The sequence below is a fragment of the Hydrogenophaga sp. IBVHS1 genome (assembly GCF_002127265.1).
In the GTDB taxonomy this organism is placed as follows: Bacteria; Pseudomonadota; Gammaproteobacteria; order Burkholderiales; family Burkholderiaceae_C; genus Hydrogenophaga.
In genome coordinates, this window is the sequence record NZ_NFUU01000001.1 from 2403894 (window position 1) to 2429647 (window position 25754).

24 protein-coding genes and 1 other RNA gene are annotated in these 25754 nt (G+C 63.6%); 14 read left to right on the plus strand and 11 right to left on the minus strand.

Going from position 1 to position 25754, the window contains the following annotated elements; genetic code table 11:
- The first annotated feature begins 41 nt into the window (after nucleotides 1-41).
- From CAP37_RS11505 to xth, 6 genes are read left to right on the plus strand one after another with little or no spacing between them, the layout of a single operon-like run.
- Entirely contained in the window at nucleotides 42-503 is a 462-nt protein-coding gene (locus CAP37_RS11505; protein ID WP_256926942.1) for a DUF2069 domain-containing protein, read from the plus strand.
- Nucleotides 500-1939 carry an FAD-binding oxidoreductase gene (locus tag CAP37_RS11510; RefSeq protein WP_086124283.1) on the plus strand — a complete coding sequence of 480 codons (1440 nt, stop codon included), beginning with the start codon at nucleotides 500-502 and terminating at the stop codon, nucleotides 1937-1939. The genes CAP37_RS11505 and CAP37_RS11510 overlap by 4 nt, the downstream gene beginning before the upstream one ends.
- Entirely contained in the window at nucleotides 1936-2865 is a 930-nt protein-coding gene (locus CAP37_RS11515; RefSeq protein WP_086124284.1) for a lytic transglycosylase domain-containing protein, read from the plus strand. The genes CAP37_RS11510 and CAP37_RS11515 overlap by 4 nt, the downstream gene beginning before the upstream one ends.
- Complete coding sequence (locus tag CAP37_RS11520) at nucleotides 2862-3674, plus strand: thymidylate synthase (RefSeq protein ID WP_086124285.1); 813 nt, start codon at nucleotides 2862-2864, stop codon at nucleotides 3672-3674. Before CAP37_RS11515 ends, CAP37_RS11520 begins: the two co-directional genes overlap by 4 nt.
- Entirely contained in the window at nucleotides 3671-4171 is a 501-nt protein-coding gene (locus tag CAP37_RS11525) for a dihydrofolate reductase (protein WP_086124286.1), read from the plus strand. Before CAP37_RS11520 ends, CAP37_RS11525 begins: the two co-directional genes overlap by 4 nt.
- A gap of 3 nt (nucleotides 4172-4174) precedes the next feature.
- On the plus strand, nucleotides 4175-4951 hold the full coding sequence (xth, locus tag CAP37_RS11530; protein WP_086124287.1) for an exodeoxyribonuclease III: 777 nt from the start codon (nucleotides 4175-4177) through the stop codon (nucleotides 4949-4951).
- On the opposite strand, the gene ntrC is transcribed toward xth, so the two are convergent.
- The 6 genes from ntrC to CAP37_RS11560 form a co-directional block, all read right to left on the minus strand.
- Nucleotides 4938-6476, minus strand: coding sequence for a nitrogen regulation protein NR(I) (gene ntrC / locus CAP37_RS11535; RefSeq protein ID WP_086124288.1), 1539 nt, complete (start codon nucleotides 6474-6476; stop codon nucleotides 4938-4940). The genes xth and ntrC overlap by 14 nt on opposite strands.
- Nucleotides 6477-6534: 58 nt before the next feature.
- Nucleotides 6535-7683, minus strand: coding sequence for a nitrogen regulation protein NR(II) (gene glnL, locus CAP37_RS11540; RefSeq protein ID WP_373271090.1), 1149 nt, complete (start codon nucleotides 7681-7683; stop codon nucleotides 6535-6537).
- Nucleotides 7680-8213 carry a hypothetical protein gene (locus CAP37_RS11545; protein ID WP_256926943.1) on the minus strand — a complete coding sequence of 178 codons (534 nt, stop codon included), beginning with the start codon at nucleotides 8211-8213 and terminating at the stop codon, nucleotides 7680-7682. Before CAP37_RS11545 ends, glnL begins: the two co-directional genes overlap by 4 nt.
- A gap of 195 nt (nucleotides 8214-8408) precedes the next feature.
- Nucleotides 8409-9824, minus strand: coding sequence for a type I glutamate--ammonia ligase (gene glnA / locus CAP37_RS11550; RefSeq protein WP_086124289.1), 1416 nt, complete (start codon nucleotides 9822-9824; stop codon nucleotides 8409-8411).
- A gap of 256 nt (nucleotides 9825-10080) precedes the next feature.
- Nucleotides 10081-10896, minus strand: a complete 816-nt coding sequence (locus CAP37_RS11555) for a molybdopterin-binding protein (protein WP_086124290.1) — start codon at nucleotides 10894-10896, stop codon at nucleotides 10081-10083.
- A complete protein-coding gene (locus CAP37_RS11560) occupies nucleotides 10893-11786 on the minus strand; it encodes an EI24 domain-containing protein (protein WP_086124291.1) in 894 nt (297 codons plus the stop codon). Before CAP37_RS11560 ends, CAP37_RS11555 begins: the two co-directional genes overlap by 4 nt.
- Nucleotides 11787-11847: 61 nt before the next feature.
- Between CAP37_RS11560 and CAP37_RS11565 the strand changes: the two genes are divergently transcribed.
- Nucleotides 11848-12672 (plus strand): alpha/beta fold hydrolase, encoded by an 825-nt coding sequence (locus CAP37_RS11565; protein ID WP_086124292.1) that lies wholly within the window; start codon nucleotides 11848-11850, stop codon nucleotides 12670-12672.
- A gap of 129 nt (nucleotides 12673-12801) precedes the next feature.
- A complete protein-coding gene (locus CAP37_RS11570) occupies nucleotides 12802-13545 on the plus strand; it encodes a DUF2726 domain-containing protein (RefSeq protein WP_086124293.1) in 744 nt (247 codons plus the stop codon).
- On the opposite strand, the gene CAP37_RS11575 is transcribed toward CAP37_RS11570, so the two are convergent.
- Complete coding sequence (locus tag CAP37_RS11575) at nucleotides 13542-14285, minus strand: 16S rRNA pseudouridine(516) synthase (protein WP_086124962.1); 744 nt, start codon at nucleotides 14283-14285, stop codon at nucleotides 13542-13544. The genes CAP37_RS11570 and CAP37_RS11575 overlap by 4 nt on opposite strands.
- Before the next feature lie 51 nt (nucleotides 14286-14336).
- Between CAP37_RS11575 and CAP37_RS11580 the strand changes: the two genes are divergently transcribed.
- A complete protein-coding gene (locus tag CAP37_RS11580; RefSeq protein WP_256926944.1) occupies nucleotides 14337-14930 on the plus strand; it encodes a DUF2062 domain-containing protein in 594 nt (197 codons plus the stop codon).
- A 46-nt stretch (nucleotides 14931-14976) separates the two neighbouring features.
- On the opposite strand, the gene ssrA is transcribed toward CAP37_RS11580, so the two are convergent.
- The 4 genes from ssrA to ompA all read right to left on the minus strand — a co-directional run bounded on the left by ssrA (nucleotide 14977) and on the right by ompA (nucleotide 17465).
- Nucleotides 14977-15353, minus strand: a transfer-messenger RNA (tmRNA) gene (ssrA, locus tag CAP37_RS11585).
- A 12-nt stretch (nucleotides 15354-15365) separates the two neighbouring features.
- Nucleotides 15366-16031, minus strand: coding sequence for an HAD-IA family hydrolase (locus CAP37_RS11590; RefSeq protein WP_086124964.1), 666 nt, complete (start codon nucleotides 16029-16031; stop codon nucleotides 15366-15368).
- A gap of 8 nt (nucleotides 16032-16039) precedes the next feature.
- On the minus strand, nucleotides 16040-16747 hold the full coding sequence (gene ubiG, locus CAP37_RS11595) for a bifunctional 2-polyprenyl-6-hydroxyphenol methylase/3-demethylubiquinol 3-O-methyltransferase UbiG (RefSeq protein ID WP_086124294.1): 708 nt from the start codon (nucleotides 16745-16747) through the stop codon (nucleotides 16040-16042).
- Between the two features lie 70 nt (nucleotides 16748-16817).
- Nucleotides 16818-17465 carry an outer membrane protein OmpA gene (ompA, locus tag CAP37_RS11600; protein ID WP_086124295.1) on the minus strand — a complete coding sequence of 216 codons (648 nt, stop codon included), beginning with the start codon at nucleotides 17463-17465 and terminating at the stop codon, nucleotides 16818-16820.
- A gap of 261 nt (nucleotides 17466-17726) precedes the next feature.
- On the opposite strand from ompA, the gene gyrA reads away from it, so the two are divergent.
- The 5 genes from gyrA to CAP37_RS11625 are packed head-to-tail and all read left to right on the plus strand — an operon-like array spanning nucleotide 17727 to nucleotide 25558.
- Nucleotides 17727-20384, plus strand: a complete 2658-nt coding sequence (gene gyrA / locus CAP37_RS11605) for a DNA gyrase subunit A (protein ID WP_086124296.1) — start codon at nucleotides 17727-17729, stop codon at nucleotides 20382-20384.
- Nucleotides 20381-21490 (plus strand): 3-phosphoserine/phosphohydroxythreonine transaminase, encoded by a 1110-nt coding sequence (gene serC, locus CAP37_RS11610; protein ID WP_256926945.1) that lies wholly within the window; start codon nucleotides 20381-20383, stop codon nucleotides 21488-21490. Before gyrA ends, serC begins: the two co-directional genes overlap by 4 nt.
- 5 nt (nucleotides 21491-21495) lie before the next feature.
- On the plus strand, nucleotides 21496-22593 hold the full coding sequence (pheA, locus tag CAP37_RS11615) for a prephenate dehydratase (protein ID WP_086124298.1): 1098 nt from the start codon (nucleotides 21496-21498) through the stop codon (nucleotides 22591-22593).
- A complete protein-coding gene (locus tag CAP37_RS11620; protein WP_086124299.1) occupies nucleotides 22593-23471 on the plus strand; it encodes a prephenate dehydrogenase/arogenate dehydrogenase family protein in 879 nt (292 codons plus the stop codon). Before pheA ends, CAP37_RS11620 begins: the two co-directional genes overlap by 1 nt.
- Before the next feature lie 35 nt (nucleotides 23472-23506).
- Nucleotides 23507-25558, plus strand: coding sequence for a bifunctional 3-phosphoshikimate 1-carboxyvinyltransferase/cytidylate kinase (locus CAP37_RS11625; RefSeq protein WP_086124300.1), 2052 nt, complete (start codon nucleotides 23507-23509; stop codon nucleotides 25556-25558).
- The last annotated feature ends 196 nt before the right edge of the window (nucleotides 25559-25754 follow it).

Here is a 25754-nt window from a genome sequence, read left to right on the forward strand (position 1 = left end):
CTCGCCTTGTCATGCCCCTGCCCACTTCCTCCCCCTCCCCCATGCCCAGTACCGAATCGTCTGGCACTGCTCCGGCGGTTCACCTCACGCGCTGGCTGGCGGTCGGCAGCCTGCTCGGGCTCATCGTCCTGGGTCTGGCCTGGGAGCTCTGGCTGGCGCCTTTGCGCGATGGCGGATCGTGGTGGGCCTTGAAGGTGCTGCCGCTCGCGGTTCCACTGGCCGGCCTGCTCAAGAACCGCATGTACACCTACCGCTGGGTGAGCCTGCTGGTGTGGCTCTACTTCACCGAAGGCGCGGTGCGCGCGAGCAGCGAAAGTGGCCTGTCGGCCCTGCTGGCATTGCTGCAGGTGCTGCTGTGCGTGTTGCTGTTCACCGCCTGTGCGCTGCATGTGCGCATGCGCCTGCGCGCAGCGGGCAAGGAAGCCGTGGCGGCCGATGTGGCCAGCGCAACCGCAGCTGCCCAGAACGCCGCCAGCGCATCGTCTTCTCCCGCGTCACCATGACCGACCACCTGCCCGCGCTGCTGGCCGCCCTGCGGGAGGCGGTGGGGCCGGCGCAGGTGCTCACCCACAATGACCCCGGCACCGACCTCAGCGCCTGGGAGCAGGACTGGCGCAAGCGCGCCCACGGCCGGGCGCTTGCCGTGGTGCGGCCTGGCAGCACCACCGAAGTGGCCGAGGTGGTGCGGGCTTGCGCTGCCGCGTGTGTTTCCATCGTGCCGCAGGGTGGCAACACCGGCCTTGTGGTGGGCTCGGTACCCGACGACACGGGGACGCAGGTGGTGCTCAGCCTCACGCGCCTGAACGCCGTGCGCGGTCTGGACGCCGCCAATCTCACACTGACGGTGGAGGCAGGTTGTGTGCTGCAAAACTTGCAGGAGCATGCGCGGCAAGCTGGCTTCCTGTTGCCCCTCAGCCTGGCCGCCGAGGGCAGTTGCACCATCGGCGGCAACCTCGCCACCAATGCGGGCGGCACACAGGTGGTGCGCTACGGCAATGCGCGCGAACTGTGCCTGGGACTGGAAGTGGTCACCGCCCAAGGAGAGGTGTGGAACGGCCTGAGCGGCCTTCGCAAGGACAACACGGGCTACGACCTGCGCGACCTTTTCATCGGCAGCGAGGGAACACTGGGCGTGATCACCGCCGCCACGCTCAAGCTCTACCCGCTGCCCGCCGCCCAGCTCACGGCATGGGCTGCGCTGCCGAGCCTGGACGCCGCTGTCTCGTTGCTGGGTCTGGCCCACAAACACCTGGGCGCCGGGCTCACCGGATTCGAGGTGATGGGCCAGTTTGCCCTGAGCCTGGTGGACAAGCACTTCCCCGCCCTGCGCACGCCGCTCTGGCGCGACAACCCCTACTGCGTGCTGCTGGAGAACAGCGACAGCGAGTCGGAAACGCACGCACGCGATCAGTTCGAGCGCCTGCTGGAAACCGCCTTCAACCAGGGGCTGGTGAGCGATGCGGTGGTGGCCGAGAGCCTGTCGCAGGCGCGTGGCCTCTGGCACATCCGGGAGAGCATTCCGCTGGCGCAGGCCGAGGAAGGCCTGAACATCAAGCACGACATCAGCATCCCCGTCTCCACCATCCCGGCCTTCTGCGCCGAGACCGACGCCCTGCTGCAGCGTGAAGTGCCCGGCGTGCGTCTGGTGAACTTCGGCCATCTGGGCGACGGCAACCTTCACTACAACGTGCAGGCGCCAGAGGGCGAAGATGCCAAAAAATTCCTGGCTGAGCAGGAAACGCGCGTCAACACGCTGGTTTTCGACTCGGTCGCGCGCTACCATGGCTCGATCAGCGCCGAGCACGGGGTGGGCAGCCTCAAGGCGGGGCACCTGCCGCACTACAAAGACCCGGTCGCGCTGGGTCTCATGCGGGCCATCAAGCAGGCGCTGGACCCGCACCAACTCATGAACCCCGGTCGCGTTCTCGCCAGCCCATGAAAATCCGCTTCCTCATTAGCCTCATGTTTGCGTGGATGTTCCTTGCCACCGCTTCGGTGCACGCGGCAGACGCGAGCGAGCGCCAGGCCTGGCAAGATCAGGCGCGGGCCCTCGAGCAAGGGGAAGGCGTGGCGCGCGACATCAACGCCGCCGTCCAGCTGTACTGTCGGGCGGCGCTGGCCGGCGACGTCTACTCCGCCTTCAAGCTGGGCTGGCTTTACTCAAGCGGTCGTGGCATTCCCCGCCACGATGGTTACGCAGCGCACTGGTACGCCCGTGCGGCGCTGCTGGGGGACGCGCACGCAGAGAACATGTTCAAGCGCCTGAACGTGCCGGCCGACAAGCCCGATTGCGTGGTGCAGGCCGAACGCGACGAACTGCGACGCACCGACCAGGCGGCCCAAAAGGAAAAAGAGGCTGTGGAAGCCCAGGCCCTGGCCATTCGCTATCGGGAGCTGGTGAACACGCCCGAAGAGCAGCGCATCATGAAAATTGTGTACAAGCTCGCGCCCCGCTTCGGCATCCAGCCGGGTCTGGCCTTCGCCGTGATTCGGGCCGAATCCAATTTCAACGTCAACGCGCTGTCCGACAAGAACGCCCAGGGCCTGATGCAGCTCATCCCCGAGACCGCCGCTCGCTTCCGGGTGAACAAGCCTTTCGACCCCGAGCAGAACATCCGCGGCGGTCTGTCTTACCTGCAATGGCTGCTGGCGTACTTCCAGGGCAACGTGCCGCTGGTGCTCGCCGCCTACAACGCGGGCGAAGGCACGGTGGAGCGTTTTCGTGGTGTGCCGCCCTACCCGGAAACGCAGGGCTACATCCGCCGCATCCAGGAAGTGTTTGCGATGCAGCAGCACCCGTTTGACCAGCGCATCACCGCGCCCTCGCCCTATTTCCCCGGCATCCAGACCAGCCTGACCCCATGAGCCAGCGTCCCATCCGATCCCAGTACGAAGACTTCATGCGCCACGTGTTCACGCACGGCGTGGAAAAAACCGACCGCACCGGCACCGGCACCACCAGCGTGTTCGGCCACCAGATGCGCTTCAACCTGAACGAAGGTTTCCCACTGGTGACCACCAAGAAGGTGTTCACCAAAGCCATCATCGTGGAGCTGCTGTGGTTCCTGCGCGGCGACTCCAACGTGAAGTGGCTGCAGGAGCGCGGCTGCACGATATGGGACGAATGGGCGCGCGACGACGGCGACCTCGGCCCCGTGTACGGCGTGCAATGGCGCAGCTGGCCCACACCCGACGGTGGGCACATCGACCAGATCGCCGAGGTGGTGAAACAGCTCAAGACCAACCCCGACTCGCGCCGCATCATCGTGAGCGCCTGGAACGTGGCCGATCTGGGCAAGATGGCCCTGATGCCCTGCCACGCGTTCTTCCAGTTCTACGTGGCCGATGGCAAGCTCAGTTGCCAGCTGTACCAGCGCAGCGCCGATATTTTTCTGGGCGTACCGTTCAACATCGCCAGCTACGCGCTGCTCACGCACATGCTGGCGCAGCAGTGCGACCTGGAGGTGGGCGAGTTCATCTGGACCGGTGGCGACTGCCACATCTACAGCAACCACCAGGAACAGGTGGCGCTGCAGCTCTCGCGCGCGCCGCATCCCTACCCCACGCTGCGCATCAAGCGCCGCCCGGCGTCGATCTTCGACTACGAGCTCGACGACTTCGAGATCGTGGATTACCAGCATCACCCTGCCATCAAGGCGCCGGTGGCGGTGTGAGCTTTCCACGGCTGCACCTCATATTCGCCCGCGCCTCGAACGGCGTGATCGGCCGCGACAACCAGTTGCCCTGGCACCTGCCCGAAGACCTGGCGCATTTCAAGCGGACCACGATGGGCTGCCCGGTGATCATGGGCCGAAAGACCTGGGACTCGCTGCCCGCGCGATTTCGTCCGTTGCCTGGCCGCACCAACATCGTCGTCACGCGCAACCCTGCCTGGCTTGCTGAAGGCGCCTTGCGCGCGAGCTCGCTGCAAGAGGCGCTGTCGCTGTGCCCTGCTGAAGCCTCCGATGCCTGGGTGATCGGCGGCGCGCAGATCTATGCCGCCGCGCTGCCGCTGGCGCACAGTGCCGTGGTCACCGAAATTGCGCAGGCGTTCGAAGGCGACGCGCATGCGCCCACATTCGGGCCTGAGTGGCTTGAAAGCGCTCGCGAGGAACACACTTCGGCCAACGGCCTGCCATTCGCCTTCGTCACCTACACCCGTGAACGCTGAAGCATGAAACTCGCGACGTGGAACATCAATTCGCTCACCATCCGCCTTCCGCAAGTGCTGGACTGGCTGGCGGCCAACCCGGTGGACGCGCTGGGGTTGCAGGAACTGAAACTGGTGGATGAAAAGTTTCCACACGATGCGTTGAAGGAGGCCGGCTACCACGCCGCTGTCTTTGGCCAGAAAACCTACAACGGTGTGGCCATCCTCAGCCGCACGCCGATCGTCGATGTGGTGCGCAACATCCCGAGCCACGAAGATCCACAGTCGCGCGTGATTGCCGCAACGCTGGAAATGCCGGAAGGCCCGCTGCGCCTGGTGAACTGCTACTTCGTCAATGGCCAGGCCCCGGGCACCGAGAAGTTCGCCTACAAGATGCTGTGGCTCGAAGCCCTGCACCGCTGGCTGGCAGAAGAAATGAAGGCGCACCCGCGCCTGGTGCTGTTGGGCGATTTCAACGTGGCGCCGGAAGACCGGGACTCTTTCGACCCGGTGGGGTTGAAGGACACGATCCACCACACGGTGGAAGAGCGACAGCATTTCCAGGATCTGCTGAAGCTGGGCCTGACGGACGCCTACCGCCTGTTTGAGCAGCCCGAGAAAAGCTACTCGTGGTGGGACTACCGCATGCTCGGTTTTCAGAAAAACCGAGGTCTGCGCATCGACCACATTCTCGTGAGCGAGGCTCTGCGCGAGCGAGTCACTGCCTGCAGCATCGACCGCGCGCCGCGCAAGAACCCTCAGCCCAGCGACCACGCGCCGGTGGTGGTCACTCTAGATTGAGCTCCTGGATTTTTCGGGTGATCGTGTTGCGGCCGATCCCGAGCTTGTGCGCCGCCTCGATGCGGCGTCCTCTGGTGTTGGTCAACGCGGTCTGAATCAGACGCGTCTCGAAACGTCGGGTGAGCACGTCCCACACATCGGTGCGACCTTCTTCCAGCAGCGAAAGCGCCTCGGCCTGAAGCCCGGTCTCCCAGGTCAGCGTTGTTCCAGAAGAAATCAGCGCCGCAGGCACATCGCTCGCACCCAAGCCCGCTTCGGCCACGATTTCCGACTCCGGTAACGGTACCGAAGTTTGAAGAACCGGCGCCACAGGCGCAACAGGGGCCGGCACAGGTGCACTGGGCGCCGCCACGCTGCCCGCCATGCTCAATACCTCGGGCGGCAGATCCTTGACCTCGACCATCTGGGCGGGAGCCATCACCGTGAGCCAATGGCAAACGTTTTCCAGCTGGCGCACATTGCCGGGAAAATCGAACGTGCCCAGCAGCCTGAGCGCGGCCTCCGAAATGCGCTTGGGCTCCACGCCCAGCTGGCGCGCGCTCTGCTGCAGGAAAAAGCGCGTGAGCATGGGCACGTCTTCGCGCCGCTCGCGCAGTGCCGGCAGGCGCAGCCGGATCACGTTGAGCCGGTGGAACAAGTCTTCGCGGAACACACCTTCCTTGACGCGCTGCTCCAGATTCTGATGGGTGGCAGCGATCACACGCACATTGGCGCGCACCGCACTGTGACCTCCCACCCGGTAGAAATGCCCATCGGACAGCACCCGCAACAGCCGCGTCTGCAGATCGAACGGCATGTCGCCGATCTCGTCGAGGAACAGCGTGCCGCCATCTGCCTGCTCGAACCGGCCACGCCGCATCGTCTGCGCGCCGGTGAACGCGCCGCGCTCATGGCCAAACAGCTCGGACTCCAGCAGGTCCTTGGGAATGGCCGCGGTGTTGATGGCCACGAAAGGCCCGCCAGAGCGCGGCGAATGCTTGTGCAGCGCACGCGCCACCAGCTCTTTGCCCGAGCCCGATTCGCCGGTGATGAGCACAGTGACCTGGCTCTGGCTGAGGCGGCCGATGGCTCGGAAAACGTCCTGCATGGCGGGCGCCTGGCCGAGCATTTCGGGTGCGGCGGTCATGCGCTCTTCGGCCACTTCCTCGCGCTGACTTTCCTCCACGGCCCGGTGGATGAGTTCCACCGCCTTGGGCAGGTCGAAGGGTTTGGGCAGGTACTCGAACGCACCGCCCTGAAATGCGGACACGGCGCTGTCCAGGTCGGAGAACGCGGTCATGATGATCACGGGCAGACCGGGCAGTTTTTCCTTCACGCGCTCCAGCAGCTCCAGGCCGGAACCGCCCGGCATTCGGATGTCGCTCACCAGAATCTGCGGGCCTTCGCTCTCGGGCGTGTCCATCAAGGCCTTGAGCACGTCCTGCGGGTTGGTGAAACTGCGCGTGGGCAGGTTCTCGCGCAACAGCGCCTTCTCGAGCACGAAGCGAATCGATTGATCGTCGTCCACTATCCAGATCGGCTTCATGTAGATGTCTTCCCTTTCTTGTGGCGCGGCGCTCGGCTGTCGTGTAGCGATGATCGGTCTAGGGCAAAGGGATCAGAAGTTTGAAGTCCGTCTCCCCTGGCACGCTCTCGCACTCGATCAAGCCATGGTGCTGCTGCACAAACGTCTGCGCCAGCGTAAGCCCCAGGCCGGATCCGCCATCGCGCCCCGACACCAGGGGGTAGAAAATGCGGTCCTTGATCGAGTCTGGAACACCAGGCCCGTTGTCAATCACATGCAATTCCAGTGCCAGCCGATAGCGCTGCTTACCAAACGTCACCTGTCGACCCACCCGTGTGCGAAACACGATGCGGGCGTCTCCCGCTGCAATGCGGTCACCGAGCGCTTGCGCGGCGTTGTGGGCAATGTTGAGCACCGCCTGAATGAGCTGCTCGCGGTCGCCCCGGAATTCGGGAATGGAGGTGTCGTAGTCGCGCACCACACGAAGGCCCTTGGGGAACTCGGCCAGGATGAGGGAGCGCACCCGCTCGCAGACCTCGTGGATGTTCACGTCGCCCACCACGTGCGGCCTGCGATGCGGCGCCAGCAGGCGGTCCACGAGCGACTGGAGGCGGTCGGCCTCGTGGATGATGACCTGGGTGTATTCGATGAGCTCGCGCGAATCCAGCTCCATCTGCAGCAACTGTGCCGCCCCGCGAATGCCCCCGAGCGGGTTCTTGATCTCGTGCGCCAGGTTGCGGATCAGCTCCTTGTTGGCCTGCGCCTGGTCGATCAGGCGCTCCTCTCGCTCCTGCCGCGCCTGCTGTTCCAGCGGCAGCAACTCCACCACCACCTCGCCCGGATTGTCGGTTTGCGCCACCACCACATGCACGGGCAAGGCATCGTGGTTCAGGCGTTTGAGCCAGGCGTCGTATCGCAATGCGGCGAATTGGTTGCCACTGGCGCCCTGCAGCGCACTCTCCAGCAAAGGGGGCTCGGTGAAACAGTCCTGCAGCCGCGTACCGGCAATGCTGCGTCTTGACATGCCGAGGGCGTCTTCGAGAGCCGCATTGGCAAACTCCACTGCGCCTTGCGAGTCGACCACCGCCACGAGGGTGGCCAGCAGATCGAGCGACTGGAACCTGGAAGAAGCTGCCAGCGGCTTGCGCTGGCTGGCGGCTTTGGAGCTGGCGCGGAGGGTATCCGCAGAGAGACGGGGGGGTGGCGTGGTCTTTTTCAAGCCGCCTATTTTGCGGCAGAACCCGAGGCATTGGGGGAAACGCCGACGCGGGAAAGCTCGCGCTGGATGCTGGCCACGTCGCTCTCGGCACGAGCCACTGCGGCCTTGAGTTCGGCCACGCGATCCAGGTAGCGCTGGTAGTTGCGCGACTCGATGCCCTGCTTCTCGGGCTCCCCGTTGGCGTACTCCTTGCGCGCCTGGGCAAGGCGTTCCTCTGCCTTGCGGAGTTCCGCTTGCAGAATGGCGCGGGCATCGCTGTCGCGAGCGCGCTGGGCGGAAGAATCCACCCGTTCACCCCCGTTGCGGCTGGACGCAGCGGGTGTCGCGCGTGCAGCGGGCGCAACCTTGGTGCCCTCCACGATGGTGATGTTGCCGCCCTGCATCAAGGTGCATCCCTTGGATTTGGCGACCTGAGCATCGTTGGTGTATTCGTTGCCGCAGCGGTAGATGCTGCCCTGGGCCTGAACCTGGACAGAACCCGACGCCAGCGCAGCGAGCGCCAGCAGGCGAATGGTGTGAAAAGGCGAATTCAGTAACACGGCAACTCCGGCGGGAACGGTGAGGGCTGACACGCACGAGCAATATGCGCAAATCAGTATGACTGAAAAAGCCGCAAAAAAGTGCCCCCGCGACCGAACGGTGGCCACGAGCCGCCAGGACCACGAAAAAGGGACCGCAAGTGCGGTCCCTCGTCAAATTGCCTGAGGCCAGCCCGGCCAGCCGGGCATGGCCGATCAGAGGCTGTAGTACATGTCGAACTCGACCGGGTGAGGTGCCATGCGGAAGCGCGTGACTTCAGCCATCTTGAGCTCGATGTAGGCATCGAGCATCGAATCGGTGAACACACCGCCCTTCGTCAGGAACCCGCGGCCCTTGTCGAGGTACTCCAGCGCCTGATCGAGGCTGTGGCACACGGTGGGCACCAACTTGTCTTCTTCTGGCGGCAGGTGGTAGAGATCCTTGGTGGCGGCTTCGCCCGGGTGAATCTTGTTTTCCACGCCATCCAGGCCGGCCATCATCAGTGCCGAGAAAGCCAGGTAGGGGTTGGCCGAAGGATCGGGGAAGCGCGCTTCAATGCGGCGGCCCTTGGGGTTGGCCACATACGGAATGCGGATGGAAGCCGAGCGGTTGCGGGCCGAATAGGCCAGCTTGACCGGGGCTTCAAAACCAGGCACCAGGCGCTTGTACGAGTTAGTACCGGGATTGGTGATGGCATTGAGCGCGCGGGCATGCTTGATGATGCCGCCGACGTAATACAGCGCGAAGTCGCTCAGGCCGGCATAGCCGTCGCCAGCGAACAGGTTTTTGCCGTCTTTCCAGATCGACTGGTGCACGTGCATGCCGCTGCCGTTGTCGCCAGCGTAAGGCTTGGGCATGAAGGTCGCGGTCTTGCCATAGGCGTTGGCCACGTTCCACACCACGTACTTGAGCACCTGGGTCCAGTCGGCGCGCTCCACGAGGGTGCTGAACTTGGTGCCGATTTCGTTCTGCCCGGCGCCCGCCACTTCGTGGTGGAACACTTCAACCGGGATGCCCAGCGATTCGAGGATCAGCGACATTTCTGCGCGCATGTCCTGCGTGCTGTCGACCGGAGGAACAGGGAAATAGCCGCCCTTGACGGTGGGACGGTGGCCACGGTTGCCACCTTCCAGCTTGGCGCCACTGTTCCAGGGCGCTTCGTATTCCTCGATCTCGCACATCACGCGACCGGGTTCGTTGCTCCAGCGAACACCGTCGAAAATGAAGAACTCGGGCTCTGGCCCGAAGTAGGCGGTATCGCCCAGACCGGATGCCTTCAGGTACGCCTCGGCGCGCTTGGCAATGGAGCGAGGGTCGCGGTCGTAGGCCTTGCCGTCGCCGGGCTCGATCACATCGCACTGCAGAAACAGCGTGGTTTCTTCAAAGAAGGGATCAATGTTGGCCGTGTTGGAGTCGGGCATGAGCTGCATGTCCGAGGCTTCAATGCCCTTCCAGCCAGCAACCGAAGAGCCGTCGAACGCGTGGCCCGAGGTGAACTTGTCTTCGTCGAAGTGAGACACAGGCACGGTCACGTGCTGCTCTTTGCCTCGGGTGTCGGTGAAACGGAAGTCAACAAACTTGACCTCGTTGTCTTTCACCATTTGCATCACGTCTGCGACGGTCTTGGCCATCAAATACTCCTGTAGCTGGGTGAGTTGGGAATTGGAAACGACGCTGTATTCAAGCAGTATTTGTGCCACCAGCCGACGCGGCGCCGGCCCTGCTTCGCCTGCCGCCGAGGATTATGGCGCAGGCCATGCGCCATAAAGGGTCGTTCAACGGGCACACACCAGCGGCGCCAGGGAAGAACTGCACCAAGCCAATTCTCTTTCGCTCCGATCGCCCCATTTCAGTGCACAAATTGCTCGTGATCCAGAAGGGTGCGCGTCAGCGACGCACCATTTCGGGGCCGGTGCTGGCGCCGTGTTCCTGCAACCCGACGAGCAAATCCTGATAGGCAGCCGCCACCGCCGCCGCCGACCCTTTGACGCCCAGCTCGATATGCCGACCAAACTCCGGGTGGTCCACACTCGGCAAACTGAACACCTTCACCGCATGCACCTGCTCGATGTGTTCCATGAGTGGGGTGAGCGTGGCCTCCATGGCACCAAACACGATCACCGATTGTTCCAGCCAGACACCTTGACGCTGGAGGTGCAGGTAGTGGTGGTCGAGCACCCATTCGATCATCGGCCAGGCCATGACCGGAAATCCCGGCAGGAAATGCACCGTGCCGCCGCCCGGCCCATCGCAGCTGAACCCGGGAATCTTGTTGTAGGGGTTCTGAATGATGCGCGAGCCCACCGGGAAGACGCCCATGTTGTAGCGGTGCACGTTGTCGGCCCGCGTGGGATCGAAGGTTTCGCCCCGCTCTGCCGCCATGTCGCGCATGCGCGACTCAATGAGGACCTTCGCTTCCGGGTGCAAGGCCAGCTCCACCCCGAGCGCGGCCGCAGCGCATTGCCGAGTGTGATCGTCCGGCGTGGCGCCGATGCCACCGCAGCAGAACACCACGTCCGGCCCGGCGAATGCATCGCGCAGCGTCTCAGTGATGCGAACACGTTCGTCCCCCACCAGCCGCGCCCAAGTCAGCGACAGCCCTCGTTGCGAAAGCAGTTCGACCACCTTGGGCAGGTGCTTGTCGCTGCGTTTTCCGGAAAGGATTTCATCGCCAACGATGATCAGGCCGAATGCGCTCGTCATGGGTGTGTGGGGAACTGGGCAGGCGGAGTGGGTGCGTCAAGGGAGGGCGACGTGAACGGCGGGTCCAGCCGATCGGCAGGCTGCACAGCCGCCGGCACCTGAGCACGCAGGCGCTGCAATGCGGCGAGCGAGAAGTGCGCAAACCACAGCGAGGCAAAGGCAAACACCAGCGTGTAGATCCAGATGGCCACAGGCACGAGCACCGGCGCCATCGCAATGAACATTGCGCCCGAGGCCCACAGAAGGCTCGGTGCGGCACCGAGGTAGCCACTGAGCACGCCCATGAGCAGCAGCGTGCCCCGGTGCTCGCGCATGATGAGCTTTCGCTCGTCGCTGCTGGCGTGGGTGGCCAGCGCATCGAAGGCGAACACGCGGTAGGTGAGCCAACCCCAGATGAGCGGCGGCAGAATCAACACCAGGGGCGGCACCAGCCACAAGGGCATGGACAGCACCAGCACCACCACGGCCAGCAAGGTGGAGCCCAGCGACCACAACACACTGACCACCAGCGACCCGCCGTGCTTGCGCTCCAGCCCTGCAAAGCGCCGCTGCGCCACCAGTTCGACCATGGCCGGCGTCATGAACATGGCGACCAGCAACAGGCACAGCAAAACAATGAGCGGGGTGGCCAGCACCAGCACCAGCAGGGGTGCGAACACCATGCGCAGAGAACCGGCTCCGACCTGTTCAAGCCAGGAGAGAAAGGTCTGCACCATGCCGAAGGCTTCGAGCCAGGCGGCCACCGATGCCACAGCGCCCTCCCAGAAAAAGTAGCCCAGGCCAAACGACAACGCCACCAACAAGATGAGCGGCAGGATCGACAGCGCGATCACACGCGGGTGAACGCAGTACGCCACGGCGCGCCAGAAAGAATCGAAGAGCAGGGACATGGCGGCAAGAATACATGGATTCCGCTGGGTTGCTGCGCTCCCTGGTCGGTACGATCTGCTCATGAACCGCATCGAGATTGAAGGCGTCGGCCTGGAGCTGGCGCACATCCCCGGACCATCCGAACGACCGGCCCTGGTGTTCCTGCACGAGGGCCTGGGCAGCGTGAGCATGTGGCGCCAGAAGGGGCGCGACTGGCCTGCGGAGCTTTGCGCCGCCAGCGGGCGGGCAGGCTGGATTTATTCCCGTCGCGGCTACGGGCGATCGGATCCCATACCCGATGTGCGGGGCGCGCCAGGCCAGGATGGCTTCTGGACCCGTGGACGTCACCGCCCCGACTACATGCACAGGGAAGCCTGGAACGTCCTGCCCCTATTGGTAAAGGGGCTCGGTTTGTCGCAACCTCCGGTGTTGATCGGCCACTCCGACGGCGCCTCCATCGCGTTGCTGCATGCAAGCCGGCATCCGGTGGCGGCCTGCGTGGTCATGGCGCCGCACGTGGTGGTGGAAGAAGTCGCCCTGCGGGCGATCGCAGAGGCGCGGCGGCTTTACGAGAGCGATCCGACCAAAGAAAGCGGGCTTCGCCAGCGCCTGGCTCGCTACCACGCCGATGTCGACAATGCCTTCTGGCAGTGGAACGACGTCTGGCTCAGCCCGGATTTCGCGGCGTTCGACATCCGCCCCGAGTGCCGGCAGATCCAGGCGCCCCTTTTGCTGATCCAGGGCATGGGCGACGAGTACGGCACGCTGGCCCAACTGCGGGCCATTGAAGCCGCCGCGCCACAGGCGCGCAGTGTGGAGATTGACGGTTGCGGCCACAGCCCGCATCGAGATCAGCCTGATGCCGCGCTGGCTGCGGTGCTGTCGTTTCTGGAGGTTACATCCTGAATCGAACGCAAAAGGACGGTCAAACACCAAGGAATTCACGCCAATCTCGTGCGGACAAGCGACAGAACGCCCCCTTTTTCCGGCCAGCCCCTACACTTTGATACAAATTGATCGACCTGACCTAACCACATGAATAACTGGACCAATCCATGGCTGCTCGCCGTGCTCGCGCCCGCTCTGCTGGCTCTGGGCGCGCTGCTGCATCGCTGGTGGACGGAACGGCAGGCGCGTGAACGCAGGCGAATTCCCAAACATTGGCCGCTGAGCACGCGCGCCCTGGCCAACAGTGAAGAAGCCCGTGTCTGGCATTGGTTGTCGCGCGCCTTCTACGACCACCACGTGATGATCAAGCTGCCGGTCACGCGCTTCACGTTGCCGCGCGACAAGGAACAGGGCATGGAGTGGTACAAGCTGCTGGGCGGCGTGTACTGCACCTTTACCGTGTGCCGCTCCGACGGCCGCGTGCTGGGTTGTCTGGACGTGCCGGGGAGCGCCGGCTTGCCGCGCAGCACCCGCACCCTCAAGCACTCACTGCTGACCCAGTGCGGCCTGCCCTACTGGGTCGTGCGCTCCAACAGTCTGCCCACAGTGGCCGAGATCCGCGCTGAGTTCCTCGGCGAATCCACGCTCAGCCAGACGATGCGGGAGCGCGAAATGGAAGAGCGCGCCATCGTGGCGGCGCAAGCCAATCTTCGCACCGTGCTCACGCGCCAGCGCAGCAACCGCAACAGCGATTTCGGCCCATTGTCGAACTGGCCCAACAGCACCACAGGCGAGCCGCGCAGCGATTTCCCTCGCAGCGACTTCAATTCCCAATGGCAGGAGAACTCGTTTCTCATGCCGCTGGACAGCCGCAAGGGCGACCTGCTCTAGGCCTTCGCCACCCTCTTCTGGGTGAGCCCCAAAACCTCGTCGCGGGTCAACCAACGCCAACGGCCTTCTGGCAACTCAGGCGTCAGCACGAGATCTCCCATCTCGGATCGGTGAAGCGATTCCACCCTATTGCCCACCGCAGCCACCATGCGCTTGACCTGGTGGTATTTGCCTTCGGTCAGGGTCATGCGCAAGTGGTGTTCGCTCACCGCTGAACAGGCCTGTGCACGCACCGGCTGGGGGTCGTCGTCCAGCACCACGCCTTCGAGCAACCGGCGCAGCTGCTTATCGTCCAGAGGGTGCTTCACCTGCGCTTCGTACACCTTGGGCACATGGTGGCGCGGCGATGTCATGCGGTGGATGAACTTGCCGTCGTCCGACAGCAGCAACATGCCGGTAGTGTCCTGGTCCAGCCGCCCCACGGCCTGCACGCCTGCCGCCGCACCCCCGCCTCGCATGCGCAAAGGGCCCGGCAACAAGGTGTACACACTGGGGTAGGTGCTGGGTTTTTGGGAACACTCGTAACCCGCGGGCTTGTTCAGCATCAAATACGCGACCGCGTGGTACTGCCAGACCTCGCCCTGCACTCGAAACACGAGGCCCTCTTCTTCAAAAGCGGCTCCGGGATCGAGACAGGGCGCGGTGGCGTCCCCCACGATCACCATGCCTTGCTGCACCAGGCCGCTGCAAACACGGCGGGTGCCAAAACCCTGTGAAAAAAGAATGTCCTGCAACTGCATCATGATCATGCAATTGTCGCTGCTCGAAACACGACCCACTCTGCGCCAAGGATGAGAGAACGATTCAGGAAATGGCTGCCCACGCCGGACTCGCTGCGCAACAGCCGCTGGCTGCGCTGGATGGGGCCTGTGCTGCAACACCCGAGCCTGTGGCGCTTCAGCCGCAAAGGCATCGCTCTTGGCGTGGCCTTGGGCATCTTCTTCGGGCTGCTGATTCCTGTGGCGCAGATTCCAGCCTCGGCCGCACTGGCCGTGATCCTGCGGGCGAATCTGCCCATGGCGGTTGCCAGCACGCTGGTCTCGAACCCGGTGACGTTCGGGCCGGTCTACTACGGCGCCTACCGTCTGGGAAAGGTGGTGACAGGCGAAAGACCTGTCACAGAAATCGAAGCCGAGCAAAAGCTGGCCGGTGCGCACGAAGAACCACCGGAGGTGCAGCGCAAAGGCGTGCGCGAACGAATGGCGTACTGGCTCGAGCGCCTTCGCACGGTGGGAAAGCCCCTGGCCATCGGGCTCGCGCTCATCGCCAGCGTGAGCGGCCTGACGGTGTATTTCCTGATCAGCGGAATATGGATCCTGCACACCCGCTGGACCAGACGCAAACGGCTGCGCGGGAGGTTGGACAGATCAGATCACGAGCCGTGATACCTGTGCCAGTGACCGCCACCGGCAGTGCGGTGGCGGAAATGAATGGTGGAGCTGGGGGGATTTGAACCCCCGTCCGCAAGCCTTCTTCGAGCAGTTCTACATGTGTAGCCGTCTGATTTGAGTCTCGCCGCCCGAATCGCGCAGTGGCACGCTAGATGGGAAGCCAGCATCCTTGAATCTCACCCTGCGTCAAGGTGCCCGACGCAAAGCCAGCCGATGAAATTATCCTTGCAGCCGGGAGGTCTTGCGACCCCCTTGCCCAGCCCATCGGCCTGCTGTTGCAAGGCTCACCGCTGATTAAGCGGCGAGTGCGAAACGTTCGTCGTTTGCAGTTGGTTTTTTTCTGCGGATTTACGAGGTGACAGAACCTCGACATGCCCTGCTGCGCGTCCGAACCCACGTCGAAACCGGTGCAGCCCCAAGGCCTTGAGTTTAAGGCACTTCCAGCAAATTCAAGAGGTCGAGCGGAGAACTTACTTCCGCATGGGCACCCCAGGCCGCCACATCGGCTCCTGCACCCAGATAACCGTATCGCGCCGCAACTGTGCGCATCCCCGCCGCTCGACCGGCCTGTATGTCACGCTCGTCATCGCCCACATAGATGCAGTCGGAGGGCGACAAAGACATGCGCCGCGCGGCCTCCAGCAGAGGCGCAGGGTGCGGCTTGGCGTGGGGCGTGGTATCGCCGCTGATGATGGCAGATGCCGTGGCGAAGAGTGGCATAGCCTGCGTGATAGGACCAGTAAATCGCTGCGACTTGTTGGTCACCACGCCCCAGGACAGGCCTCGCTCCTGCAGCCTCAAGAGCATTTCCTGCACCTCATGAAAAGGCTGCGTGCGCTGTAGCAGGCACTGCGAATAGATGACGAAGAACTCTTCTTTCAACGCGTTGTAATCAGCATGCTCCGGCGCAATGCCGAAAGCCGCGTGCAGCATGCCCCTTGCACCCGACCCAGCCAACGGGCGATAGCGGTCCTGGGGCAAAGAGGCCATGCCTCTGCGCAACCGCATGCTGTCGGCCGCTGCGCCCAGATCCGGCGCGCTGTCGATCAAGGTGCCGTCCAGATCAAACAAGACCGCCCGCAACCCGGAGAAAATTCGCCCCGTCATGGTCGGCGTGTGGCCAACAGGTAATTCACGCTGGTATCAGCGCTGAGCCAGTAGCGTCGTGTCAGCGGGTTGTATTCCATCCCGCGGGTCTGCGAGAGTTCCAGGCCGGCACCGCGGCAATGTGCAGCCAGCTCGCTGGGACGAATGAACTTGGAAAACTCGTGCGTACCTTTGGGCAACAACTGCAGAACGTATTCCGCCCCCAGGATGGCAAACAGAAAAGACTTTGGATTGCGGTTGATGGTAGAAAAAAAGACCCAGCCACCTGGCTTGACCAGCGCCCTGCAGGCCCTCACCACTGAAGAGGGATCAGGCACATGCTCCAGCATCTCCATGCAGGTCACCACATCGAACTCGCCGGCGTGCTCCAGTGCCAGCGCTTCGGCGCTGATTTCCTGGTAGCGCACGTTGGCGGTAGACGCCTCCAGCGCGTGCAACTGCGCGACGCGCAAGGCCTTTGCCGAAAGGTCGATGCCGAGCACGTTGGCGCCCTTGCGAGCCATGGAATCCGAAAGGATGCCACCACCACAACCAATGTCGACCACCTGCTTTCCCGCCAAGGGCACCAGTCCTTCGATCCAGCCCAGCCGCAGCGGGTTGATCTGATGCAGAGGGCGAAACTCGCTTTCTGGATCCCACCAGCGATGGGCAAGGTCGGAGAACTTGGCCAGTTCAGCGGGGTCGGCGTTGATGTGTGGATTCATGACTCGATTATCGTCAGCACAAGAAAAAACCGCGCCGAAGCGCGGTTTTCAGGGTCGAAGCTGAGGTGAATCAGTTCTTGCGGGTACCGACCACTTCCACTTCCACGCGGCGGTTCTTGGCGCGGCCTTCGCGGGTGGCGTTGTCGGCCACTGGCTGGGTCAGGCCCTTGCCTTCGGTGTAGATACGGTTGCTTTCAATGCCCTTGCTCACCAGATAGGCCTTGACGGCTTCAGCACGGCGGTTGGACAGGGCCTGGTTGTAACCAGCGGCACCGGTGGAATCGGTGTGACCCACGGCGATCACCACTTCCAGGGCGATGCCGGAGACCTTGCCAGCCAGATCGTCCAGCTTGGCCTTGCCTTCAGGCTTGAGCACGGCCTTGTCGAAGTCGAAGAATGCATCGGCGGCGTAGGTCACCTTGGAGGCGACGGGAGCCGGTGCGGGTGCGGGAGCCGGTGCGGGACGCGGTGCAGCGGCAGGTGCCGGTGCGGGAGCGGGTGCAGGAGCAGGTGCAGCCATTGGGACAATCGCGCCATCGCAGCCTTGAGCGGCCGTGGCAGGCGTCCAGCTGGCATCACGCCAGCAGAGTTCGTTGGTACCGTTTTTCCAGACCAGTTCGCTGGTGCCATTGCGCCAGTTGTCGATGGTTTGAGCGCCGGCGGCGGTTGCCATGGCGGCGGTTGCCAACAGCATTGCCACTTTGTTGAGTTTTTTCATGGTTTTCCTCTATATAAGCCGCAGACAGACTGCGTAACAAGAACGACGCTTGTAGTGACCACCACTAAAAACGTTGGAATTTATTGTGCCACAAGCCCGGATGCACCAACCGGGACGCCCGGTGCGGCTCTGTAGGACGAACACCCGCGTTGCGTCATTCGTTGTCCATACACAACAAAATGTCACGTCAGGCGTGTGCGGAGGTGCACCTTAAAATCATGAGTTGCCCTTCGGCCCTCCACCGCACTCAAGCCACCGCACATGACACAGTTCGCCAAAGAGACATTGCCCATCAGTCTTGAAGAGGAGATGCGGCGCAGTTACCTCGACTACGCGATGAGTGTGATTGTGGGCCGTGCATTGCCGGATGCGCGCGACGGCCTGAAGCCAGTGCACCGCCGCGTTCTGTTTGCCATGCACGAGCTCAACAACGACTGGAACCGGCCTTACAAGAAGTCGGCCCGTATTGTGGGCGACGTCATTGGCAAATACCACCCTCACGGCGACAGCGCGGTGTACGACACCATCGTGCGCATGGCGCAGGATTTTTCCCTGCGTCACATGTTGGTGGACGGCCAGGGGAACTTTGGCTCGGTCGATGGCGACAACGCGGCTGCCATGCGCTACACCGAGATCCGCCTGTCGAAGATTTCGCACGAGATGCTGGCCGACATCGACAAGGAAACGGTCAACTTCGGGCCCAACTACGACGGCTCGGAAAAAGAGCCGCTCGTGCTGCCTTCGCGCCTGCCCAACCTGCTGGTCAACGGTTCAGCGGGTATCGCGGTGGGCATGGCCACCAACATTCCGCCGCACAACCTCAACGAGGTGGTGGATGCGTGCCTGCACCTGCTGAAGAACCCGCAGGCGTCCATCGACGAACTGATGGAGATCATTCCAGCGCCCGATTTCCCCACCGCGGGCATCATCTACGGCATCAATGGCGTGAAAGATGGCTACCGCACCGGGCGTGGCCGCGTCGTGATGCGCGCCAAGTGCCACTTCGAGGACATCGATCGTGGCCAACGCCAGGCGATCATCGTTGACGAGCTGCCGTACCAGGTCAACAAGAAGACGCTGCAGGAACGGATCGCCGAGCTGGTGCACGAAAAGAAGATCGAGGGCATCAGCCACATCCAGGACGAGTCCGACAAATCGGGCATGCGCCTGGTGATCGAGCTCAAGCGCGGTGAAGTGCCCGAGGTGGTGCTCAACAACCTGTACAAGCAAACCCAGTTGCAGGACACCTTCGGTATCAACATGGTGGCGCTGGTCGATGGCCAGCCCCGGCTGTGCAACCTGAAGGACCTGATCCAGGTCTTTCTGGAACACCGGCGCGAAGTGGTTACGCGGCGCACAGTGTTCAACCTGCGCAAGGCGCGCGAGCGCGGCCACGTGCTCGAAGGCCTGGCGGTGGCGCTGGCCAACATCGACGACTTCATTCGCATCATCCGCGAGTCGCCCACGCCACCGGTGGCCAAGGCCGAATTGATGGCGCGCCCATGGGATAGCCAGCTGGTGCGCGAAATGCTGACCCGCACGCGCGCCGATGGGGGCGTCATCAACGCCGATGACTACCGACCTGAAGGCCTGGAGCGGGAATTTGGCATGGGGGGTGATGGTCTGTACCGCCTCTCGGAAACCCAGGCGCAAGAGATCCTGCAGATGCGCCTGCAGCGCCTCACCGGCCTGGAGCAGGACAAGATCGTGGCCGAGTACAAGGAAGTCATGGGTGAGATCGACGATCTGCTCGACATCCTGTCCAGACCCGAGCGAGTCTCCACCATCATCGGCGACGAACTCACCGTGGTGAAGCAGGAGTTCGGCCAGACCAAGCTGGGCGCCCGTCGCAGCGAGATCGAGCACAACGCACAGGATCTGGCCACGGAAGACCTGATCACCCCGACCGACATGGTCGTCACGCTCAGCCACAGCGGCTATATCAAGAGCCAGCCGCTCTCGGAATACCGCGCGCAGAAGCGTGGCGGGCGTGGCAAGCAGGCTACAGCGACCAAGGAAGATGACTGGATCGACCAGCTCTTCATCGGCAACACGCACGACTACATCCTGTGCTTCTCCAACCGGGGTCGACTGTACTGGCTGAAGGTGTGGGAAGTGCCGGCGGGTTCGCGCGGATCGCGTGGTCGCCCCATCGTCAACATGTTCCCCTTGCAGGAGGGCGAGAAGATCAACGTGGTGCTGCCGCTCACGGGCGAGATGCGCAGCTTCCCATCGGACCGCTATGTGTTCATGGCCACGTCCATGGGGACGGTGAAGAAGACCGCGCTCGACGAATTCAGCAACCCGCGCAAGGCCGGCATCATCGCCGTGGATCTTGACGAAGGTGATTTCCTGATTGGCGCAGCGCTCACCGATGGCCAGCACGATGTGATGCTGTTCAGCGATGGGGGCAAGGCGGTCCGCTTCGACGAGAACGACGTTCGCCCGATGGGCCGCAACGCTCGCGGCGTTCGCGGCATGTTGATCGAGGACACGCAGAGCGTGATCGCCATGCTGGTGGCCGAAGACGAGCAGCAGAGTGTGCTCACCGCCACTGTTAATGGTTACGGGAAGCGCACGCCGATCACCGAGTACACCCGCCATGGTCGAGGCACCAAGGGCATGATCGCGATTCAGCAAAGTGAGCGCAACGGCAAGGTGGTGGCAGCCACTTTGGTGCACACCGATGACGAGATCATGCTCATCACCGACAAGGGCGTGCTGGTGCGCACGCGCGTCTCCGAGATTCGGGAAATGGGCCGGGCCACCCAAGGCGTGACGCTCATTGCGCTGGATGACGGCTCCGAACTCTCGGGTCTGCAGCGCATTGTGGAGAACGACGCCAACGTGCCGGACGCACCAGACGCGCCGGATGTCGCAGACGCCGGCGAGCTGGACGAGCCAGGCAGCGAGCCGTGACCCCACGGCCGTACAACTTCTCAGCCGGGCCGGCGGCCATGCCAGCCGAAGTGTTGCAACATGCCGCCAGCGAAATGCTGGACTGGCAAGGCAGCGGCATGAGCGTGATGGAAATGAGCCACCGGGGGCAGGAATTCGGGAAGGTTCTCGAAGCCGCTGAAGCCGACTTGCGCGAACTGCTTGCGGTGCCCGCGAACTTCCGGATCCTGTTCATGCAGGGTGGCGGGCTGGCCGAGAACGCCATCGTGCCCATGAACCTCTCGCGCGGCAAAGCGGTGGACTTCGTGGTCACTGGAAGCTGGAGCCAGAAGTCGCTGAAGGAAGCGCGGCGGTACGCCCAACCGCACCTGGCGGCCAGCAACGAAGCCGATGGACACACCAGCCTGCCCGACCCGGCCAGCTGGCAGCTCAGCAAGGGCGCCAGCTACGTGCACCTGTGCAGCAATGAAACCATCAACGGCATCGAAGTGCACGAGCTGCCCGACCTGGTAACGCTCGGTTCCGACGCACCTCTGGTGATCGATTTTTCTTCTCATGTCGCATCTCGCCCGGTCGATTGGGCGCGCGTGGGTCTGGCGTTTGGCGGCGCCCAGAAGAACCTCGGGCCCGCGGGTCTCACGCTGGTGGTGGTGCGGGAAGATCTGATGGGTCATGCGCTGGACATCTGCCCAACCGCTTTTGACTACAAGACCGTGGCCGACAACCGGTCGATGTACAACACGCCGCCCACGTTCGCCATTTACATGGCCGGCCTCACCTTTCAGTGGCTCAAGCGTCAGACCGAGGGCGAAAAAAAAGGCGTGGCGGCCATGGAGGCGCGCAACATCGCAAAAGCCGCCCTGCTCTACGACACCATCGACGAATCGCCGTTCTACGAGAACAAGGTCGCTCGCAACTGCCGCTCGCGCATGAACGTGCCTTTCTTCCTGCGCGACGAGTCGCGCAATGAGGCATTTCTCTCGGGTGCCAAGGCCGCTGGGCTCCTGCAGCTCAAGGGTCACAAATCGGTTGGCGGCATGCGTGCCAGTCTCTACAACGCGATGCCGCTGGAAGGTGTGCAGGCGCTGGTGAGCTACATGCGGCAGTTTGAAAAGACACAGGCCTGAACACGATGACCCAACCCACACAGTCCAATGCCCTGGCAGGCCTTCGCGTGCAGATCGATGCGCTGGATCAGCAACTGCTCAGCCTGCTCAACCAGCGCGCGCGCGTGGCCGAGCAGGTCGGGGACATCAAGCGCCAGGAGGGTTCGCCGTTCTTTCGCCCCGACCGCGTGGCCCAGGTCATCGAGAAAATTCAGGGTGCCAACCAGGGCCCGCTGCTCAACCAGCACGTGGCCTCCATCTGGCGCGAAATCATGTCGGCCTGCCTCGCACTGGAAGCGCCGCAACGCGTGGCCGTGCTGGGCCCGCAAGGCACCTTTTGCGAACAGGCTGCCATCGAATTTTTCGGCAGCGCCGCCAACCTGATCTACTGCGCCAACTTTGACGAGGTGTTCCATGCCACGGCAGCAGGCACGGCGCAGTTCGGTGTGGTGGGTATGGAAAACTCCACCGAAGGCGTGGTGGCGAGGTCGCTCGATCTGTTCCTGCGTTCACCTGTGCATGTGGTCGGCGAAGTCAGCCTGCTGGTGCGCCACAACCTGTTGCGCCAGGTCAACGAGCTTGACGGCATCGAAGTGGTGATGGCGCACCCGCAGGCGCTGGCCCAATGCCAGAACTGGCTCTCACAGCACCTGCCCAATGCAGAGCGGCGCGCAGTGTCCAGCAACGCTGAAGGAGCTCGCCTCGCGGCCACCAACCCGACCTGGGCGGGCCTGGCCAGTGAGCGCGCCGCCGCGCAGTTTGGCCTGCACATCGTCGCGCACGCGATCCAGGACGAAGCCTACAACCGCACGCGGTTCGCGGTGATCAGCCTGCCCCAGACGCTGGCCATGCCCCCCGCCTCCGGACGCGACTGCACCAGCCTGGTGGTATCGGTGCCCAACCGTCCTGGTGCCGTGCACGATCTTCTCGTGCCGCTGAAGAACAATGGCGTGTCCATGACGCGCTTTGAATCGCGCCCGGCCAAATCCGGGCAGTGGGAGTACTACTTCTACATCGATATTGCCGGCCACCCATCGCAACCGCACGTGGCTGCCGCTCTACAAGAACTTCAGGGTCTGTGCGCTTTCTACAAGGTGCTGGGCGCATACCCGGTGAACGAATGATGTTTGAACAATTGGGATTGATTGGCTGCGGCATGATGGGCGGCTCCTTCGCGCTGGCCCTCAAGCGTGCAGGCCTCGTGAAACGCGTGGTGGGTTACAGCAAGTCACCGTCCACCACCGAGCGCGCGCGCCAGCTGGGCGTGATCGACGTCGAGGCGCCGTCTGCGCTGCTCGCCGTCTCGGGGGCAGACCTGGTGCTGCTTGCGGTACCGGTGTCGGCCACCGAAGCCACCTTCAAGGCCATTCGCCATCTGGTTCGCGGCGAAGTGCTGATCATGGACGTGGGTTCGACCAAGCGAGAGGTGATCGACGCCGCGCGCCGCGTGCTGAAAGACCAGGTCGGCGTGTTCGTGCCGACCCACCCGATTGCCGGCAAGGAAGTGGCGGGCGTGGAGCACGCCGACGCAGACCTCTATCACGGCCGCCAGGTCATCCTCACGCCGATCGAGCGCACCTTGCCAGCGCAACTGGAAAAAGCCCAGCAGCTCTGGACCGCACTCGGCTGCCAGGTCAAGCAGATGACGCCCGAAGCGCACGACGCGGCCTATGCCGCCGTGAGCCACTTGCCGCACCTGGTGGCATTTGCGCTGATGAACGCCATCCAGGGGCAAGCGTCGGGCCCCGATTTCCTGACCCTGGCGGGTCCGGGGTTCCGCGATTTCACGCGCATCGCCGCCAGCGATCCCGCTGTGTGGCGCGACATCCTGATGTCCAACCGGGAAGAACTGCTGGCGCAGTCGCGGCATTTCCAGCGCGCGCTGCATGCGCTGGAGACCGCCATCAACGCCGACAACCCCGACGCCCTTGAGGCCCTGATCGAACAAGCCAGTGGCGCCCGAGCGCGCTGGCGCATGACCGCCATCAAGCCTCGAAGCTGAGCGCCGCCTCTGGCGCCAGCCGCATCCTTTCGCGCATGTACTCCATCGATCACCTCGACATTCCGCCGCTTTGCAGTGCCGGTGGGCTCGTGCGCCTGCCGGGCTCCAAGAGCATTTCCAACCGCGTGCTGCTGCTTGCTGCATTGAGCACGAGCCACACCGATGTGCTGGACCTGCTCGACTCCGACGACACCCGCGTGATGCTTGAGGCCCTGGCACAACTGGGCTGCCGCATCGAGCCGCAGCCAGGCGGTGCGCTGCGCGTGCACGGCCTTGGCGGTGAACTGCCGGTGCATGCGGCGAGCCTGTTCCTTGGCAACGCCGGCACGGCCATGCGGCCCCTCACGGCCTCGCTGGCCCTTCTGGCCGCACGCCATGGCGGCGCCTTTGAACTCAGCGGCATTGCCCGCATGCACGAACGCCCCATTGGCGACCTGGTCGATGCGCTGCGCCAACTCGGCTGCCCGGTGCAATGCCTCGCCCACGAAGGCTACCCGCCCCTGCGGCTGGGGGATGGGAAAGTACACGCCCTGAAACTGGACAACGCCATCCGCGTGCGTGGCGATGTGTCCAGCCAGTTCCTCACGGCGCTGCTGCTCGCCCTGCCCCTGGTCGCGCAAGCGCAAGACGTGGTCATCGAGGTCGTGGGCGAACTCATCTCGCGTCCCTACATCGAGATCACCCTGAACCTGCTGGAGCGTTTTGGCGTGGCCGTGCAGCGCGAAGGCTGGGAACGCTTCACCATCCCGGCGGGAAGTCGTTACCAGTCGCCCGGGCAGATCGCTGTAGAAGGCGATGCGTCGTCCGCCAGCTACTTCATCGCCCTGGGCGCCATCGCGCCTGCCTCGCCAGGCACGAAAGGCATCACCATCGAGGGCGTGGGCCTGTCCTCCATCCAGGGCGACATCCGGTTTGTCGAAGCAGCGCGGCTGATGGGCGCAGACATTTCGGGCGAATCCAATCGCCTGCACATCCGTCGCGGCGCCTGGCCCCTGAAGGCCATCGACCTGGACTGCAACCACATCCCCGACGCCGCCATGACGCTGGCCGTGATGGCGCTCTACGCCGAGGGCACCACCACGCTGCGCAACATTGCCAGCTGGCGCGTGAAAGAAACCGACCGCATTGCCGCCATGGCCAACGAGTGCCGCAAGCTCGGCGCCACGGTGGAAGAAGGCGCCGATTTCATTCGCATCACACCGCCGGTCGGCCCGTCACAGTGGCTCACCCAGGCCATCCACACCTACGACGACCACCGCGTGGCCATGTGCTTTTCGCTGGCCGCCTTCAACCCCGCCGAGCTGCCCATCCGCATTGAAGACCCCAAGTGCGTGGGCAAAACTTTCCCTGACTATTTCGAGAATCTGTTCGAGGTCTGCCAGGCCGAACCACGGCACATCCCCGTGATCTGCGTGGACGGGCCCTCTGCGTCGGGCAAAGGCACGCTGTCAGCAGAATTGGCTGACCGACTGGGCTACCACCTGCTGGACTCGGGCGTGCTCTACAGGCTGGTGGGTCTCGCCGCCGCCAAAGCCGGTTTATCCACCGCGGACGAAGACCTCAAGGACGCCACCCTGGCACGTCGACTGGGCCAGCTGGCGGCTGGTTTGAATGTGCGCTTTGAGAGCCAGCGCACCTTGCTGGACGGTCAGGATGTGACCGACGCCGTGCGCTCTGAAGCCGCCGGCATGGCCGCCTCGCGCGTTTCGACCGTTCAGGCCGTGCGCGACGCCCTGCTGGGGCTGCAACACGGTTTCAGGCGCCTTCCCGGGCTGGTGGCCGACGGGCGCGACATGGGCACGGTGATTTTTCCTGACGCCGCGCTCAAAGTGTTTCTCACGGCTTCCGCCGAGCAACGCGCCGAACGGCGTCATAAGCAGTTGATTTCAAAGGGAAATGCTGCTAATATCGCCAGTCTTTTGGCTGACCTCAAGGCGCGCGATCAACGGGATGCTTCCCGATTGCACGCACCCCTGAAGCCTGCTGAAGATGCCTTGCAGCTGGACAACTCCGGGCTGGACATCGAGCAATCGGTCCAGCAGGTGCTGGATTGGTGGCAAGGCAGGACGGTGTTTTCAGATCCCTGAAGGCACCTGAAGAGATGGCCAATCAGGCCAATGGTCCAGACGGCACCGCCGGGCTTTCACTGCCCGCATGCCAGATGGTTGTTCCACTTAACCCCCGCGGCGTTTCACGCCGCATGTCAACACCACGCAAGCGCCGCATCCGTTCCAGCCGCATCCCTGTGGTTGTTGCACCGTCGCCCAATGGTTTTAGGAAATT